10 protein-coding genes and 2 pseudogenes are annotated in these 15,487 nt (G+C 60.0%); 8 read left to right on the top strand and 4 right to left on the bottom strand.

What is annotated here, in order from left to right; genetic code table 11:
- Positions 1-252: 252 nt before the first annotated feature.
- The 4 genes and pseudogenes from ACA073_RS01090 to ACA073_RS01105 all read left to right on the top strand — a co-directional run.
- The gene (locus ACA073_RS01090) at positions 253-834 is read left to right on the top strand and encodes an alpha/beta hydrolase (protein WP_497400981.1); all 582 of its coding nucleotides are present in this window, start codon (positions 253-255) and stop codon (positions 832-834) included.
- Positions 835-893: 59 nt separating this feature from the next.
- Complete coding sequence (locus tag ACA073_RS01095; protein WP_497400983.1) at positions 894-1,826, top strand: sigma 54-interacting transcriptional regulator; 933 nt, start codon at positions 894-896, stop codon at positions 1,824-1,826.
- A 272-nt stretch (positions 1,827-2,098) separates the two neighbouring features.
- The gene (locus tag ACA073_RS01100) at positions 2,099-2,881 is read left to right on the top strand and encodes a MetQ/NlpA family ABC transporter substrate-binding protein (protein ID WP_497400985.1); all 783 of its coding nucleotides are present in this window, start codon (positions 2,099-2,101) and stop codon (positions 2,879-2,881) included.
- Positions 2,882-3,316: 435 nt separating this feature from the next.
- A pseudogene (locus ACA073_RS01105) lies at positions 3,317-3,406 on the top strand (amino acid ABC transporter permease); the annotation flags it as partial.
- Positions 3,407-3,586: 180 nt separating this feature from the next.
- Here ACA073_RS01105 and ACA073_RS01110 read toward each other — a convergent pair.
- Positions 3,587-4,783: an AAA family ATPase gene (locus ACA073_RS01110; RefSeq protein WP_497400987.1), complete on the bottom strand. Its 1,197-nt coding sequence runs from the start codon at positions 4,781-4,783 to the stop codon at positions 3,587-3,589.
- Between the two features lie 243 nt (positions 4,784-5,026).
- On the opposite strand from ACA073_RS01110, the gene ACA073_RS01115 reads away from it, so the two are divergent.
- From ACA073_RS01115 to ACA073_RS01130, 4 genes and pseudogenes are all read left to right on the top strand, one after another.
- Positions 5,027-6,130 (top strand): efflux RND transporter periplasmic adaptor subunit, encoded by a 1,104-nt coding sequence (locus ACA073_RS01115; protein WP_497400989.1) that lies wholly within the window; start codon positions 5,027-5,029, stop codon positions 6,128-6,130.
- Complete coding sequence (locus ACA073_RS01120; protein ID WP_497400991.1) at positions 6,127-7,194, top strand: efflux RND transporter periplasmic adaptor subunit; 1,068 nt, start codon at positions 6,127-6,129, stop codon at positions 7,192-7,194. The genes ACA073_RS01115 and ACA073_RS01120 overlap by 4 nt, the downstream gene beginning before the upstream one ends.
- Positions 7,191-10,244, top strand: coding sequence for an efflux RND transporter permease subunit (locus ACA073_RS01125; protein ID WP_497400993.1), 3,054 nt, complete (start codon positions 7,191-7,193; stop codon positions 10,242-10,244). The genes ACA073_RS01120 and ACA073_RS01125 overlap by 4 nt, the downstream gene beginning before the upstream one ends.
- A 309-nt stretch (positions 10,245-10,553) precedes the next feature.
- Positions 10,554-12,800, top strand: a pseudogene (locus ACA073_RS01130) (glycoside hydrolase).
- Between the two features lie 114 nt (positions 12,801-12,914).
- Here the strand turns inward: ACA073_RS01130 and ACA073_RS01135 are convergent.
- From ACA073_RS01135 to ACA073_RS01145, 3 genes are all read right to left on the bottom strand, one after another.
- On the bottom strand, positions 12,915-13,544 hold the full coding sequence (locus ACA073_RS01135; protein ID WP_497400995.1) for a class I SAM-dependent methyltransferase: 630 nt from the start codon (positions 13,542-13,544) through the stop codon (positions 12,915-12,917).
- A gap of 186 nt (positions 13,545-13,730) precedes the next feature.
- Positions 13,731-14,375, bottom strand: coding sequence for a methionine ABC transporter permease (locus tag ACA073_RS01140; protein ID WP_497400997.1), 645 nt, complete (start codon positions 14,373-14,375; stop codon positions 13,731-13,733).
- Positions 14,365-15,486, bottom strand: coding sequence for a methionine ABC transporter ATP-binding protein (locus ACA073_RS01145; protein WP_497400999.1), 1,122 nt, complete (start codon positions 15,484-15,486; stop codon positions 14,365-14,367). Before ACA073_RS01145 ends, ACA073_RS01140 begins: the two co-directional genes overlap by 11 nt.
- Position 15,487 lies beyond the last annotated feature (1 nt).

Genomic DNA, 15,487 nt, shown 5'->3' on the forward strand with positions numbered 1-15,487 from the left:
GCAGGGTGCGGTCCCTTTTTTATTCCGCAGGAAAAACACAGGTCCAATGTGGGAGCGGGCTTGCTCGCGAATGCGTCGGTACAGACACCATTTGTGTTGACTGACACTCCGTCTTCGCGAGCAAGCCCGCTCCCACATAGAATGGGTCTATTATTCTATATAGGTCTTAATAAATAGCTTCTTATTCCTTAACGAATATATCTCTCCTCCCTATACTCGATCAGGAACAGACACGCAGCAGGAGAGTTCCCCATGCGCAACGAATCCATTCGCTACCTGATTGTGCCGGGCTGGCAAGGATCGCCAGAAGATCATTGGCAAAGCCACTGGCAGAACAGCCTGCCGAACAGCGCGCGGGTGGAGCAGGCCGACTGGTTGACGCCGCGTCGTGAAGACTGGGTCGCGGCGCTGGCCGAGGCGATTGCTGCGGACAGCACGCCGGTGATTTTGATTGCCCATAGCCTGGGTTGCATCACGGTCGCGCATTGGGCGGCCACTGCACCGCTGAATTTTCTGCGTCAGGTGCGCGGCGCCTTGCTGGTCGCGCCGTCGGACGTCGAGCGCCCGGCGTGTGCGCCGGCGCTGCGCAACTTCGCACCGATTCCAAAGACCCTTTTGCCGTTTCCGAGCCAGGTTGTCAGCTCCGACAACGACGGCGCCGTCAGCGCGCCACGTGCCATGGAACTGGCACGTAACTGGGGCGCCGAGGCGGGGATTCTGTCGGGTGCCGGGCACATCAACGTGAAGTCCGGTCATCAGCGTTGGGAGCAGGGTTTTGCTTATCTCTATCGCCTGCAAAACCGCATGGAACACCACGCCCTGCGTCGCGCTTGAACCTTTTTCTTTGTTTAACATCGCCCCCGTCTCCCGGCGGTTTTGGGCGGGAGCCTGTCATGAGTTTTGAATCTTTCGGTCAGCCGCTGCTGACCTTTCCCGACGCAGAAAAAAGTCCCCTGAGCATCCGCGCCAAGGCGCTGGTGTTCGTCGATCCGCGCTCGCGTCAGTTGCGCGAGGAGTTGGAGCAACTGGCCCCGCGTTCGATTTCCGTATTGATCCGTGGTGAAACCGGTAGCGGTAAAGAGCTGTTGGCGCGGCACATCCACCGCGCCAGTGATCGCGGCGGGTTGTTCGTCTCGGTCAATTGCGGCGCGATCAGCCCGACCTACGCCGACGCCGAATTGTTCGGCTATGCAGCCGGCAGTTACAGCGGTTCAGCGAGCAGTCGTGCCGGTTGGTTTGGTTCGGCCAATGGCGGCACGCTGTATCTGGACGAGATCGGCGACTTGCCGCTGCCGATCCAGATCAAGTTGCTCGCCGCATTGGAAAACCATGAAGTCACCCGTGTCGGCGCGCATCAACCGAGCCCGGTGGACGTGCGTCTCGTGGCTGCGACCAGCATCGATCTGGCGCAAGCCGTGGCTGCCGGTAAATTCCATGAGCGGCTTTATCACTACCTCAGCGAAGGTCAGCTCGAACTGCCGGCCTTGCGCGAACGGGTCGGCGATATCCTGTCCCTGTCCGAATACTTCCTCGGCATCTACAGCCAGCGACTCGATTTGCCGGTGCCGCTGATCAGCGAAGCAGCTCAACATTTGTTAGAGGCGCATAGCTGGCCCGGCAACACCCGAGAGCTGGAGAACGTCATTCACTTTGCGCTGCTGGTGAGCACCGGGGACGAGATCTTGCCGGAGCATTTGAATCTGCCTGAAGCGCCTGCGCCGTTGACGCAGATTGAGCAGCAAGTGGCTCGGTTCATTAAAACCGGTACCTCCGCCGAGCGTTCGGCCTTGAAGGACCTGCTCGAAAGCTTGAGTCGAACGCTGTAACCCCTGTGGGAGCGGGCTTGCTCGCGAAGGCGGTGGGTCAGTTGAATGAATGTCTACTGACACACCGCCTTCGCGAGCAAGCCCGCTCCCACAAGGTAACCAGCGTGCCAGGGCGCTATGAACAAAATGGAATATGAAAGTGAATAAAAGATATTATTCGGGAATAAAAAATCCCGGTATTGTCCGCTTCACGCCAGAGATAGCACTTCACTGGCACTCGTACTAAACAAGCCGTCGTCGATGACGACCGTGATTTTCGATAAGGACACTGCATGAAAAAGGTTCTGTTGTTCACCGCATTGGCGGCTGCCCTGACCGCGGGCCTGGCCCAGGCTGGCGAGAAACTGGTGGTTGCGGCAACCCCGGTTCCACACGCCGAGATTCTCGAACTGATCAAGCCAACCCTCGCCAAAGAAGGCGTGGACCTGGAAATCAAAGTTTTCACCGACTACGTTCAGCCGAACGTACAAGTTGACCAGAAGCGTCTGGACGCCAACTACTTCCAGACCCTGCCGTACCTGAAAAACTTCAACGAAGGCAAAGGCACCAACCTGGTGACCGTGATCGGTGTCCACGTTGAACCGTTCGGCGGCTACTCGAAGAAGTACAAAAAACTGGCTGATCTGCCAAACGGCGCGACCATCGCTCTGCCAAACGAAGGCAGCAACAGCGGCCGTGCCCTGATCCTGCTGCAGAAGGCTGGCCTGATCGAGTTGAAAGACCCGAAAAATGCCCTGGCGACCCCGAAAGACATCGCCAAGAACCCGCACAACTTCAAGTTCAAGGAGCTTGAGTCCGCGATGTTGCCGCGCGTTCTGGATCAGGTCGACCTGGACCTGATCAACACCAACTACGCGCTGGAAGCAGGTCTGAACCCGGCTAAAGACGCGCTGGTGATCGAAGGTGCCGATTCGCCGTACGTGAACTTCCTGGTAGCCCGTCCGGACAACAAGGACAGCGTGGCCATCCAGAAACTGGCCAAGGCCTTGACCAGTCCTGAAGTGAAAGCTTTCATCGCCAAGAAGTACAGCGGCGCAGTACTGCCGGCGTTCTGATTCGACGCAGCATCGAACCCTTCAAGTTCAAACGCCGACGGCTAGCAATAGCGTCGGCGTTTTTTATTGCGCAAAAAAATCAAAAGATCGCAGCCTTCTGTAGGAGCGAGGCTTGCCCGCGAAGGCGTCCTGCCAGGCAGACCGAGTCGCCTGCTTCGCGAGCAAGCTTCGCTCCTACAGAAGCCCGCGATCTTTTGCTTTTTACGGTCTAGGCCACCCTGGCCTTCAACGCCCTGCGCAACGCCACCAACAACTTCAATATGTCCTGCGGATCCAGTCGCTGCGGTACTTTTACGTCAGCCATGTTCTCTTCCTTGTGATGGTTCGGCCGGGGAGTCTGGCCAAAAGCTGTGCGTCCTTGGAGGGCTTTTTCAAAAAAAAGATCCTTCCTACAGCTAAAAGGAAAATAGTCGTCTTCCTCCTTCGCAGCAAATCCTGGTCGGCCTGTACGTGGAGCTTGCGCGCAACACGCCGCTGCTCATTCAGCTGTTTTTTGTTTACGTCGCCTTGCCGGCACTGGGCATCCCAAGCCTGAGAGCGTGATTGTCGAGGGGGAAGTGGCAGGGGTGATTCTGTAGTTTTTGCAGCGTTCTTTTGGCACTCTTCGCGAGCAAGCCCGTTCCCACAGTTGACCGAGTTGTCCCGACAGACGCGGTCCAATGTGGGAGCGGGCTTGCTCGCGAAAGCGGTTTATCAGGTACCGCTTTAATCCGGCCAATACCACGCCGGTTCATCCAGCAACCGCTGCCCGACAATCCCGGTCTGGCCCAGGTTTTTCTCCAGCACGATGCAGTTGCATTCCGGGTCCTCCTGCAATGCCGAGATCAGCCGCCGTGCATGGGACACCACCCACACCTGACACTGCTCCGACGCCCGGATAATCAAGCGCGCCAACGCCGGCAACAGGTCCGGATGCAGGCTGGTTTCCGGCTCGTTCAACACCATCAACGTCGGCGGGCGCGGCGTCAGCAGCGCCGCCACCAACAGTAAATAACGGAGCGTCCCATCGGACAACTCCGCCGCCGACAACGGTCGCAACAACCCTTCCTGATAAAACTCGATGGCAAACCGGCCGCCGGCCAGCGGCTCGATATGCAGCCGTGCCCCGGGAAACGCGTCGCTGATGGCGTTGCGCAAAGCGTCGGGGTCGCCAATTTCAATAATGGTCTGCAACGCCGCCGCCAGATCTCTGCCGTCGTGGTGCAGCACGGGGGTGCGGGTGCCCAGTTGTGGCTGACGCACCGGTGCGTCGGCGTCGCTGCGAAAGTGATCGTAGAAGCGCCAGCGGCGGATGAACTCACGCATCTCCAGTACCTCCGGCGAGGTACGCAGGCTGCCGACCTGATCGAACAGGCTGTCGAAAGTCGGCGTGTGTTGAGCCAGCACGTCCCAGTTGCGGTTGGCTCGGGTGCGGATCATCGGGCCGTCGCGATCCACCAGCAGGCTCGCTGGACGATAAAACGCCCCGGCCCAAAGGCATTCGCGCTTGATTTGCGGGTCGAGACTGAAACGTGACGGAATGGGTGAACTGTGCCCGGGTAACATGAAATGACCGTTGGAGTCGGGCAGCCCCAGGCTGATCGAGTAACCGAAGTCTTCGCCGGCAAACCCCAGGCGCAGGCGTTTGACGCCGTGACGCACGGTCGCCTCGATCGACACTTCACCGTTACGCATGCGCCGGGTGATGTTTTCCGGTCCGGCCCAGAACGTCGAATCCAGACCGCCCTCGCGGGCCAACGCATTGACCACGCCGCCCTGAGCGGTTTCCGCCAGCAGGCGCAACGCGCGGTAGAGGTTGGATTTGCCGCTGCCGTTGGGGCCTGTGATCAGGTTCAAGCGACCCAGCGGAATCACCAGCTTATTGATCGAGCGGTAATTGGCCACCGCGAGGGTTTTGAGCATGGGAAGCTTCCTGCTACGTGGGCGCCCAGTGTGCCTTATTGTCAGCCACATGGAGATCCCTTGTGGGAGCGGGCTTGCTCGCGAAAGCGGATGTCAGTCGACATCTCTATCGACTGACACGACCTCTTCGCGAGCAAGCCCGCTCCCACAAGGTGAGCAGCAAACCTGTGCACCTGTTGAACCCTGTTCTAAGCTCACAGTCGTATCGCCATTGGTCCGTTCGTACAACGCAAAGGAGTCGGCATGGCTGGTCCCGGATTGAAAAGAGTGGTTGGCATGAGCCTCCTTGTTCTGCTGAGTGCCTGTGGCGAGAAACCCCAGGTCGAAAAGGACCGTCCGCGGGTTTTCGTGCAGGACGTCAAATCGGTCGATTACGCCGCGACCGTGACCCTCACCGGTGATGTTCAGGCGCGCGTCCAGACTGAGCTGTCGTTCCGCGTCGGCGGCAAGATCATCCAGCGTATGGTCGATGTCGGTGACCGGGTGTCGGCCAAACAAGTGCTCGCCAAACTCGACCCGAAAGACCTGCAAACCAATGTCGACTCGGCCCAGGCGCAGGTCGTCGCCGAACAGGCGCGGGTCAAACAGGCGGCGGCCGCTTTCGTTCGCCAGCAAAAACTCCTGCCCAAGGGTTACACCAGTCAAAGCGAATTCGACTCCGCCCAGGCCGCATTGCGCAGCAGCCAAAGTGCGCTGACGGCCGCCCAGGCGCAACTGGCCAACGCCCGTGAGCAACTGAGTTACACCGCGCTGATCGCCGACGCGCCGGGGGTCATTACGGCCCGTCAGGCCGAAGTCGGCCAAGTGGTGCAAGCGACGATGCCGATTTTCAGCCTCGCCCGGGACGGTGAGCGTGACGCGGTGTTTAACGTCTACGAATCGCTGCTGGGGAAGGCGCCCGAAGAAAAAGCGATCGTGGTCAGCCTGCTCGGCAATCCGGCCATCAAGACCACGGGGACGGTTCGGGAGGTCACCCCGGCCGTGTCCGCGCAAACCGGCACGGTGCAGGTCAAAGTTACCCTGAACGGTTTGCCGGAAGGCATGCAGCTCGGCTCGGTGGTCAGTGCCACGGCGAAGATACCGGGCCAATCAGCAGTCGAACTTCCGTGGTCAGCCCTGACCAAAAACCTCACTGACCCGGCCGTGTGGCTGGTGGACGACGAAGGCAAGGCGCAGTTGCATACGGTCACGGTCGGTCGTTACCTGACCGGCAAAGTCATCATCAGCAACGGTCTGAAGGGCGGCGAAAAAGTCATCATCGCTGGCGGCCAGTTGCTGCACCCCGGCGTGAAGGTGGAAATCGCCGAAAACACCTACAAAGACCTGGCCGAAGGAGACCAGCCATGAAGCGCATGTTGCTGGTGTTCGCCGGTGTGATGCTGGTGGCCTGTTCGGAAAAAGAACCACCGCCGGAGCCGGTTCGCCCTGTGCTGTCGATCAAAGTCCAGGCGCTGGACGAGGAAACGCTCGGCCGTTTCGCCGGCAGCATCCAGGCCCGTTACGAAACCAATGTCGGTTTCCGCGTGCCGGGGCGGATCGCCAGCCGTAACGTCGATGTGGGCGCCGAAGTGGCGAAGGGCGCCTTGCTCGCCACGCTCGATCCCACGGATCAGCAAAACCAGCTGCGCTCGGCCGAGGGCGATCTGGCCCGCGTTCAGGCGCTGCTCATCAACGCCCAGGCCAACGCCCGGCGTCAGCAGGAACTGTTCGATCGCGGGGTCGGTGCGCAGGCGCAACTGGACATCGCCCAGACGGATCTGAAAACCACTCAGGCTTCCCTCGATCAAGCCAAGGCAGCGGTCGATCAGGCCAAGGACCAACTCAGTTACGTCGAACTGCGCACCGACCACAAAGCCATCGTCACCGCGTGGAATGCCGAAGCCGGGCAAGTGGTGACCGCCGGCCAGCAAGTGGTGACCCTGGCGCAGCCGGACATCAAGGAAGCGGTGATCGACCTGCCCGACACGCTGGTCGATCAGTTGCCGGCGGACGTGGTGTTTCAGGTCGCCGTGCAACTGGACCCGAGCATCACCACCACCGCCATCGTTCGCGAAATCGAACCCCAGGCTCAAAGCGCCACCCGCACCCGTCGCGCCCGCCTGACCCTGACCGACACACCCGCCGGTTTCCGACTGGGCACCGCCATCAGCGTGACCCTCAGCTCCGCGATCAAGCCACGTATTGAGCTGCCCCTGACCGCGCTGCAAGAGGTCGATGGAAAATCGCGTATCTGGGTCATCGACCCACAGACCCAAACCGTTTCCCCGCGTGACATCAGCCTGATCAGCCGCACTGACTCGACGATGGTCCTGGCCAGCGGCGTGAAGTCCGGCGAGCGCGTCGTCAGTGCCGGCGTAAACAGCCTGAAACCGGGGCAAAAAGTGAAAATCGACGAGGACAACCCACAATGAAGGGGAGTTTCAATTTATCCGAATGGGCCCTCAAACATCAGTCGTTTGTCTGGTATTTGATGTTCGTCGCGCTGCTGATGGGCGTGTCCTCGTATATAAACCTCGGCCGCGAAGAAGATCCGTCGTTCACCATCAAAACCATGGTGATCCAGACGCGCTGGCCGGGCGCGACCCAGGAAGAAACCCTCAAGCAGGTCACTGACCGCATCGAGAAAAAACTCGAAGAGCTCGACTCCCTCGACTACGTGAAAAGCTACACCCGTCCCGGCGAATCGACGGTGTTCGTCAACCTGCGCGACACCACCAGTGCCAAGGACATCCCGGAAATCTGGTACCAGGTGCGCAAGAAGATCAACGACATTCGCGGCGACTTCCCCAAAGGCCTGCAAGGGCCGGGGTTCAACGACGAATTCGGTGATGTGTTCGGTTCGGTGTACGCCTTTACCGCTGACGGCTTGTCGATGCGCCAGTTGCGCGATTACGTCGAGCAGGCCCGCGCCGAGATCCGTGAGGTGCCGGGTCTGGGCAAGGTCGAGATGGTCGGCGAGCAGGATGAGGTGCTGTACTTGAACTTCTCCACTCGAAAACTGGCGGCGCTGGGCATTGATCAGCGTCAGGTGGTGGAGAGCCTGCAATCGCAAAACGCGGTGACGCCGGCCGGGGTCATTGAAGCCGGTCCCGAGCGGATTTCCGTGCGCACCACAGGGCAGTTCGCTTCCGAGAAAGACCTGGAAAACGTCAACCTGCGGCTCAACGATCGCTTCTATCGCCTGGCCGACATCGCTGAAATCAGCCGGGGCTATGTCGACCCGGCAACGCCGGAGTTCCGCTTCAACGGCAAACCGGCCATTGGTCTGGCCATCGCCATGCAGAAGGGCGGCAACATTCAGGTGTTCGGCAAGGCGCTGCACCAGCGCATGACCGACCTGACCGCCGACCTGCCGGTAGGCGTCGGCGTGTACAACGTCTCCGATCAGGCCGAAGTGGTGGAAGAAGCCGTCGGCGGTTTCACCAGCGCGCTGTTCGAAGCGGTGGTGATCGTGCTGATCGTCAGTTTCGTCAGCCTCGGCGTGCGCGCCGGATTGGTGGTGGCGTGCTCGATTCCGCTGGTGCTGGCGATGGTCTTCGTCTTCATGGAGTACAGCGGCATCACCATGCAGCGGATTTCCCTCGGCGCGTTGATTATCGCCCTTGGCCTGTTGGTGGACGACGCGATGATCACGGTCGAGATGATGGTCACCCGCCTGGAAATGGGCGAAACCAAAGAGCAGGCGGCCACCTTCGCCTACACCTCGACCGCGTTCCCGATGCTCACCGGTACGCTGGTGACGGTGGCCGGTTTTGTGCCGATCGGCCTGAACGCCAGTTCGGCGGGCGAGTACACCTTCTCGCTGTTCGCGGTGATTGCAGTGGCGATGCTGGTGTCGTGGATCGTCGCGGTGTTGTTCGCGCCGGTGATCGGCGTGCACATCCTCAGCGCCAACGTGAAAGCCCATGACACCGAGCCTGGGCGCATTGGCCGTGCCTTCAATGACAGCATGCTCTGGGCCATGCGCAATCGCTGGTGGGCCATCGGCATCACCATTGCCTTGTTCGTGGCATCGGTGTTTTCCATGCAGTTCGTGCAGAACCAGTTCTTCCCGTCGTCGGACCGCCCGGAAATCCTCGTCGACCTGAACCTGCCGCAAAACGCCTCGATCGCTGAAACCCGCAAGGTGGTGGACAAGCTCGAAGCCACGTTCAAGGACGACCCGGACATCGTGCGCTGGAGCACCTATATCGGCGAGGGGGCGATCCGTTTCTACCTGCCACTTGACCAGCAATTGCAGAATCCGTACTACGCGCAATTGGTCATCGTCAGCAAGGGCCCGGAATCGCGAGAAGCCCTGAGTCAGCGTTTGCGCGAGCGCTTGCGCAAGGATTTCGTCGGCATCGGCAGCTACGTCCAGGCGCTGGAAGTGGGCCCGCCCGTCGGGCGGCCGATTCAATACCGGGTCAGCGGCAAGGACATCGACCAGGTGCGTAAACACGCCATCGCCCTGGCCACCGAACTGGATAAGAACTCGCACATCGGCGAGATCATTTACGACTGGAACGAGCCGGGCAAAGTCCTGCGCATCGACATCGCCCAGGACAAGGTGCGGCAGCTGGGGCTGTCGTCGGAAGATGTGGCCAACCTGATGAACAGCATCGTGGCCGGTGCGCCGGTGACGCAGGTCGATGACGATATCTACCTGATCAACGTCGTTGGCCGCGCGGTGGACGCGGAGCGCGGTACGCCGGAAACCCTGCAGAACCTGCAGATCGTCACGCCGAGCGGCACGTCGATTCCACTGCTGGCCTTCGCCACCCTACGTTATGAACTGGAGCAGCCGCTGGTCTGGCGTCGCGACCGCAAGCCGACGATCACGATCAAGGCGGCGGTGCGCGACGAGATTCAGCCGACCGACCTGGTCAAGCAACTGAAGCCGGCCATCGACAAGTTCGCCGCCGGTTTGCCGGTGGGTTACACGGTCGCCACGGGTGGTACGGTTGAGCAAAGCGCCAAGTCCCAGGGGCCGATTGCCAAGGTTGTGCCGTTGATGCTCTTTCTGATGGCGACCTTCCTGATGATCCAGCTGCACAGCGTGCAGAAGCTGTTCCTGGTGGCCAGCGTCGCGCCGCTCGGCCTGATCGGCGTGGTACTGGCGCTGATCCCGACAGGTACGCCAATGGGCTTCGTGGCGATCCTCGGGATTCTGGCGCTGATCGGCATCATCATCCGCAACTCGGTGATTCTGGTGACGCAGATCGAAGAGTTGGAGAAAGAGGGACTGGCCCCGTGGGATGCGGTGGCGCAAGCCACGGAACACCGTCGCCGGCCGATTCTGTTGACGGCCGCGGCGGCGAGTCTGGGGATGTTCCCGATTGCCCGGGAAGTGTTCTGGGGACCGATGGCATACGCGATGATCGGCGGGATCATTATCGCGACGTTGCTGACACTGCTGTTTTTGCCGGCGCTGTATGTGGCCTGGTACAAGATTCGCGAGCCGAAGAAAGAGGTGCAGTAAAGCAGAGCGCTTCGCGCTCTTTCGCGAGCAAGCCCGCTCCCACATTTGACCGAGTTGTCCAGACGGACCACGATCAAATGTGGGAGCGGGCTTGCTCGCGAAAGCGGTTTAACATTCAACATCTCTGTTGTCTGACACACCGGCTTCGTCGGATCGCCGGCCGGACCAAGCACGGTTTCCTTTGAGAGCGGGCTTGGTCCGGGCGGAGTTCCGACGATCGCGATCTACAATTTTCCAACACTTTACTGACCGACAACTCCGTTTCACTTGCCTTACCCTCCCTGCTCTTCACGCAGAAGGGACACCTCCATGCCGCCCCGCCATCGCTATCTGTTGCTGATCTGCACTTTGCTGTTCTCGCCTTGGGCCTTGGCCGATATTGTCCTGGAAAACCCGCTGTGGCGCGTCGAACTCAATCCCGCCACACTGGCGATCCGCGTCATCCCTGCACAACATTCACCGGTGCAAGCTTCCGAGGGGGTTACCGGGCACAAAGTGAGCGGTCTTAAAACAAGCGCCAATCGCCTGGACTGGCAATGGGACAACGGCGCCTGGACCCTGAGTGCCGTTCTCGATCAGCGTGACCTGTCCCTGTCCATCACGGCTCGCGATCCCGGTGAACTGAGCTTTCTCAAACAGCCCGGCAGTGCCATGGGCAAAGGCCTGATCTGGCCGCTGGCCGAGGGGCATTACGTGCCTGCCGGTAATTCGCTGTGGCAATCCTTTTTGCTCGATCAAGGCGAGTTCAATACCACCCAGGACCTGAGTCTGCCGCTATGGGGCGTCGATCACGGAGGCTTTACCCTCAATTGGTTGATGACCAACCCTTACAACAATCGCCTGACGTTCAGCGCCGAAGGCAAGGCCCTGGCACTGGCCGCCCGTCACGAGTTCACCGCGCTTGCACCAGGCACACCGCTGACCTTCACGCTGTCGTTGGGTGATGCCGATCTGTTGGCCGGTGCCAAGCGCTATCGGCAAAGGGTGGTCGACAACGGGCTATACGAAACCTTAAGCGACAAACTGCTGAAAACGCCTGAAGCCAGAAAGCTGCTGGGGGCCAGTCATGTTTATCTGTGGGGTAACGACCTGCTCGGACCCGATGATGTTCGAAGTTGGCCAGCCTTGTTGAAAGTGTTGCGCGGTAATGGCGTACTCGCCAGCGAGTTGCGAAACAGCTTTGATGCTTAAAGCACAGAGTTACTGGCCCAGGCTGAGCCAACGCTGGATCGGTACCAGCAAGTCTCCTTGCTGCGCAGCCTCAATGCTGCACTCAACAGGAAGGCACGCAGCGGCTGGCAATCTGTCGTCGAACCGGACATGCAAAAACTGGCGGATGGCTACGGCTTGTTACGTGCCGAGCTGGCAGTGGTTTTCTCTGACGCGTTGACAGCGACTCCGGAAAACTGGGGCAGCACATTGTCACCAACGACTATCGAACAGCTGAAAGCGGCCGGATTGTCGCGATTGTGGTTAGGCCTTGGCGAGGGCTGGGAGGGTGGTCTCTGGCACCCGGAAGCCGTGCGTCAAGGCGTTGCCGCGGGCTACCTGGTGGCGCCTTACGATTCCTATGAGACTGCGTTGACCATCACTGAAAATCCGGACTGGACCACCGCACATCTGGGCTCCAGAGCCAATCAGGAATGTGCGATTGTCTTGAAAAACGGCACGTTCAAAAGCGGTTTTCAGCAATCGGGGCATTACACCGATCCGCGTTGTGTTCGGCCGTTGCTAGAGGCACGCATCAAAGCCGTACAGTCGAAGGCCGGGTTCAATAGCTGGTTTCTCGATGCTTACGCGACGGGCATGGTGTTCGACAGCTACCGCCCCGGCGCAAGCATGACCCAGGCGCAAAATGCCGAGGGCAACATCGATGCCTCGCGCTGGGTCAACGAGACATTGACGCTACCGACCGGTTCCGAGGATGGCAACGCCACCACGGCCCGGGGCGTGCTATTTGCCCACGGGATGCAGACGCCGGTGATCGGTTGGGGTGATCCGGATATGAGCAAGAATCCGAAGTCGCCCTATTACCTGGGCCGCTGGTTTCCCAATGAACAGCCGCAGGTTTTCTTCAAGACCGTACCACTCAAGGAACCTTACCGCACGATCCACTTTGCTCCGCAAACGCGCTTGCCGCTGTATCAGGCGGTGTTCCATGGCTCGGTCATCACCAGCCATCATTGGCTGTTCGACAGCCTTAAATTGAGCAATGTGTCCGCCGAGAATGAGTTGGCTCAGTTGCTCTACAACGTGCCACCGCTCTATCACCTGAGTGCGGCAACGCTCAAACAGCGATTACCGGTGATTGCTCGTCAGGATGTTTTCTTTCGCCCGCTGCATGAGCGTCTGGCGACTCAGGCGATGACGGATTTCCGTTGGCTGACCAAGGATCGTCAGGTACAGCAAACCACGTTTGCAGATGGCACACGATTGGTGGCCAATTTTGATGTACGCGAGCGTGAGGTTGAAGGCCAGCCGCTGGCCAGGCAGAGCATTCACGCATTTGGCGTGGACGGGACGGTGGTGAGCTATCAGGTTTTTTCGTCGCTCTGAAGACCTTCGTCGGAACGCCGCCCGGAGCAAGCCCGCTCCCACAGGAGACCGTGATTGTCCGAACAACTCGGTCAAATGTGGGAGCGGGCTTGCTCGCGAAGGCGTCCTAATTGACTACGCCGGTTTACGCCAGACACTCGCCAACCAAGGCTGCTGCTCCCGCGGCAGCCCGGCTGGCCGGTAGTAATGCTCCAGCTCCACAAACCCCGCTTCAGTCAGCAACTGCTGCCACGCCTGAAGATCGTGATACGCCCCATACCGCGGCCCATTCCAGCCTTCCTGATTCTCGCCACGTGGATTAGAGCTGAACAACACACCGCCCGGTTTCAACGCCGCGTGCAATTGCTTCAACACCCGAGGCAATTCCTGACGCGGAATGTGAAACAGCACCGCATTGGCGAAGATTCCGTCGAAGCGCTCAGCCGGCAGATCAAGCTTCAGAAAATCCTGCTGCCAGACCTCACAACCACTGTCTTCGCGCGCCATCTGCGCAAACTTTTCCGAGCCATCAAGCCCGACAGCGGTGTGGCCCATGCGCGTGAACGTCTGCAAATCACGACCGGGACCGCAGCCAAAGTCGAGAATGTCGAACGGCACCTCGCCCTGAATATGCCGCAACAGCGCATCGATGTTCTGGCTGACATCGTGATCACGTGTTCCTTCGCGAAAACCTTCGGCCACCGAGTTGTAGTGACTCAGTGTGGTAGAGGTGATCTGCTCAAGGTCGGCGGGAGTTTGTTTCATGGTCGGGCTACGCAGGCAATGTTAATCCGCCGAATATACGCCATCAGATCTGGGGCTGCTGCGCAGCCATTCGCGAGCAAGCCCGCTCCCACAGTTGATCGTGCCCTCTTGGACAACTCGGTCAAATGTGGGAGCGGGCTTGCTCGCGAAGGCTGCGTCACTGACACCTGACAAATGAAGCCAGACTCAACGCTTGTTCAACCCCCGAGCCAACCGATCCCCACCCAACTGAATCACCGCCACCAACACCACCAGCAACACAATCACCGTCAGCATGATCTGGCTATCAAACCGCTGATACCCGTACCGATAAGCAATGTCCCCCAACCCACCGGCACCAATCGCACCCGCCATGGCCGAGGAGTTGATCATCGTCACCAAGGTAATGGTGAAACCACCGACAATCCCCGGCAGCGCCTCAGGCAACAACACATGCCAGACGATATGCCAACGCCGGCACCCCATCGCCTGCGCCGCCTCGATCAACCCGTAATCAACCTCACGCAAACTGACTTCCGCGATACGCGCAAAGAATGGCGTGGCCGCAATCGTCAGCGGCACTACAGCGGCCCAGACACCGTAAGTGGTGCCAACGATCAACCGGGTGAACGGAATCAGCGCCACCATCAAAATCAAAAACGGAATCGAGCGGAACAGGTTCACGAACGCGCCCAATGCGCGGTTCAGTGCCGGTGCTTCGTAGATCCCGCCCTTGGAGCTGGTGACCAGGATCACCGCCAGCGGAATACCCGCCAGCAGCGCGATCAATGACGACACGCCAACCATCAAAAACGTGTCGAAGAAACCTTGCAGCAAGCGATCAAACCACATATCCCAGCACCTCCACCTGTTGTGCCCAGTGACCGGCGCGCTGGCGCAGTTCTTCGGCACCCAGCGACGAGCCGGCCACCGCCAACAGCAATTGCCCCAGCGCATGCCCCTGGATCCGTTCCACGCCGCCTTGCAGCAAACGCACACGGCCACCGAGTGCGGCGAACAGCGCCGCCAGATCCGGTTCGTCCGTGGCGCTGCCGGTGAATTGCAAACGCAGGACCACGGCAGCGTCCGACGACTGTGGTTGAGCCTGAAGGCGACTTTGCAGCTCTTGCGGCAACGCGTGTTGCAACGGTGCGAGCAAGGTTTTGCTGACCTCATGCTGCGGGTTGCCGAAGACCTCCCAGACCGGCCCTTGCTCGACGATCCGCCCGTGTTCCAGCACAACGACGCGGTCGCAGATATCGCGGATCACCGCCATTTCGTGGGTGATCAGTACGATGGTCAAACCCAGGCGCTGATTGATCTCGCGCAGCAGGCCGAGGATCGATTGCGTGGTCTCCGGGTCCAGTGCCGAAGTGGCTTCGTCGCATAGCAGAATCGCCGGGTCATGCACCAGGGCGCGGGCGATGCCGACGCGCTGTTTCTGCCCGCCGGAAAGCTGCGCCGGGTAGGCCTTGTGTTTCTCTTGCAGGCCGACCAACTCCAATAGTTCACGAACCTTCCGCTCGCGTTTTTCCTTGGGCACACCGGCGACTTTCAGCGGCAACTCGACGTTCTGCCAAACGGTCTTGGCCGACATTAGGTTGAAGTGCTGGAAAATCATGCCGATGCGCCGACGCAGCTTTACCAGGCGGTCTTCATCGAACTCGCCGATGTCCACTTGATCGATCAGCACGCGGCCCGTGCTTGGTTGTTCGAGACGGTTGATGGTACGGATCAGCGACGACTTGCCGGCGCCGCTGCGGCCGATGATGCCGAACACTTCGCCGCGCTGGATCGCCAGGTCGATGCCATGCAGCGCGGCCACCGGACCTTGCTGGCCGTTGTAGGTTTTGCCCAGACCGATGAAGCGCACGTGAGCGCGGTTCAGGTCCGGGTGCAGTTCGGTCTGTGCGGCTTTATGGGGCTCTGGAATATCCAGTCGCCGTTGGATTGCGGCCGTCATT

The sequence above is a fragment of the Pseudomonas sp. LBUM1670 genome, assembly GCF_059695695.1.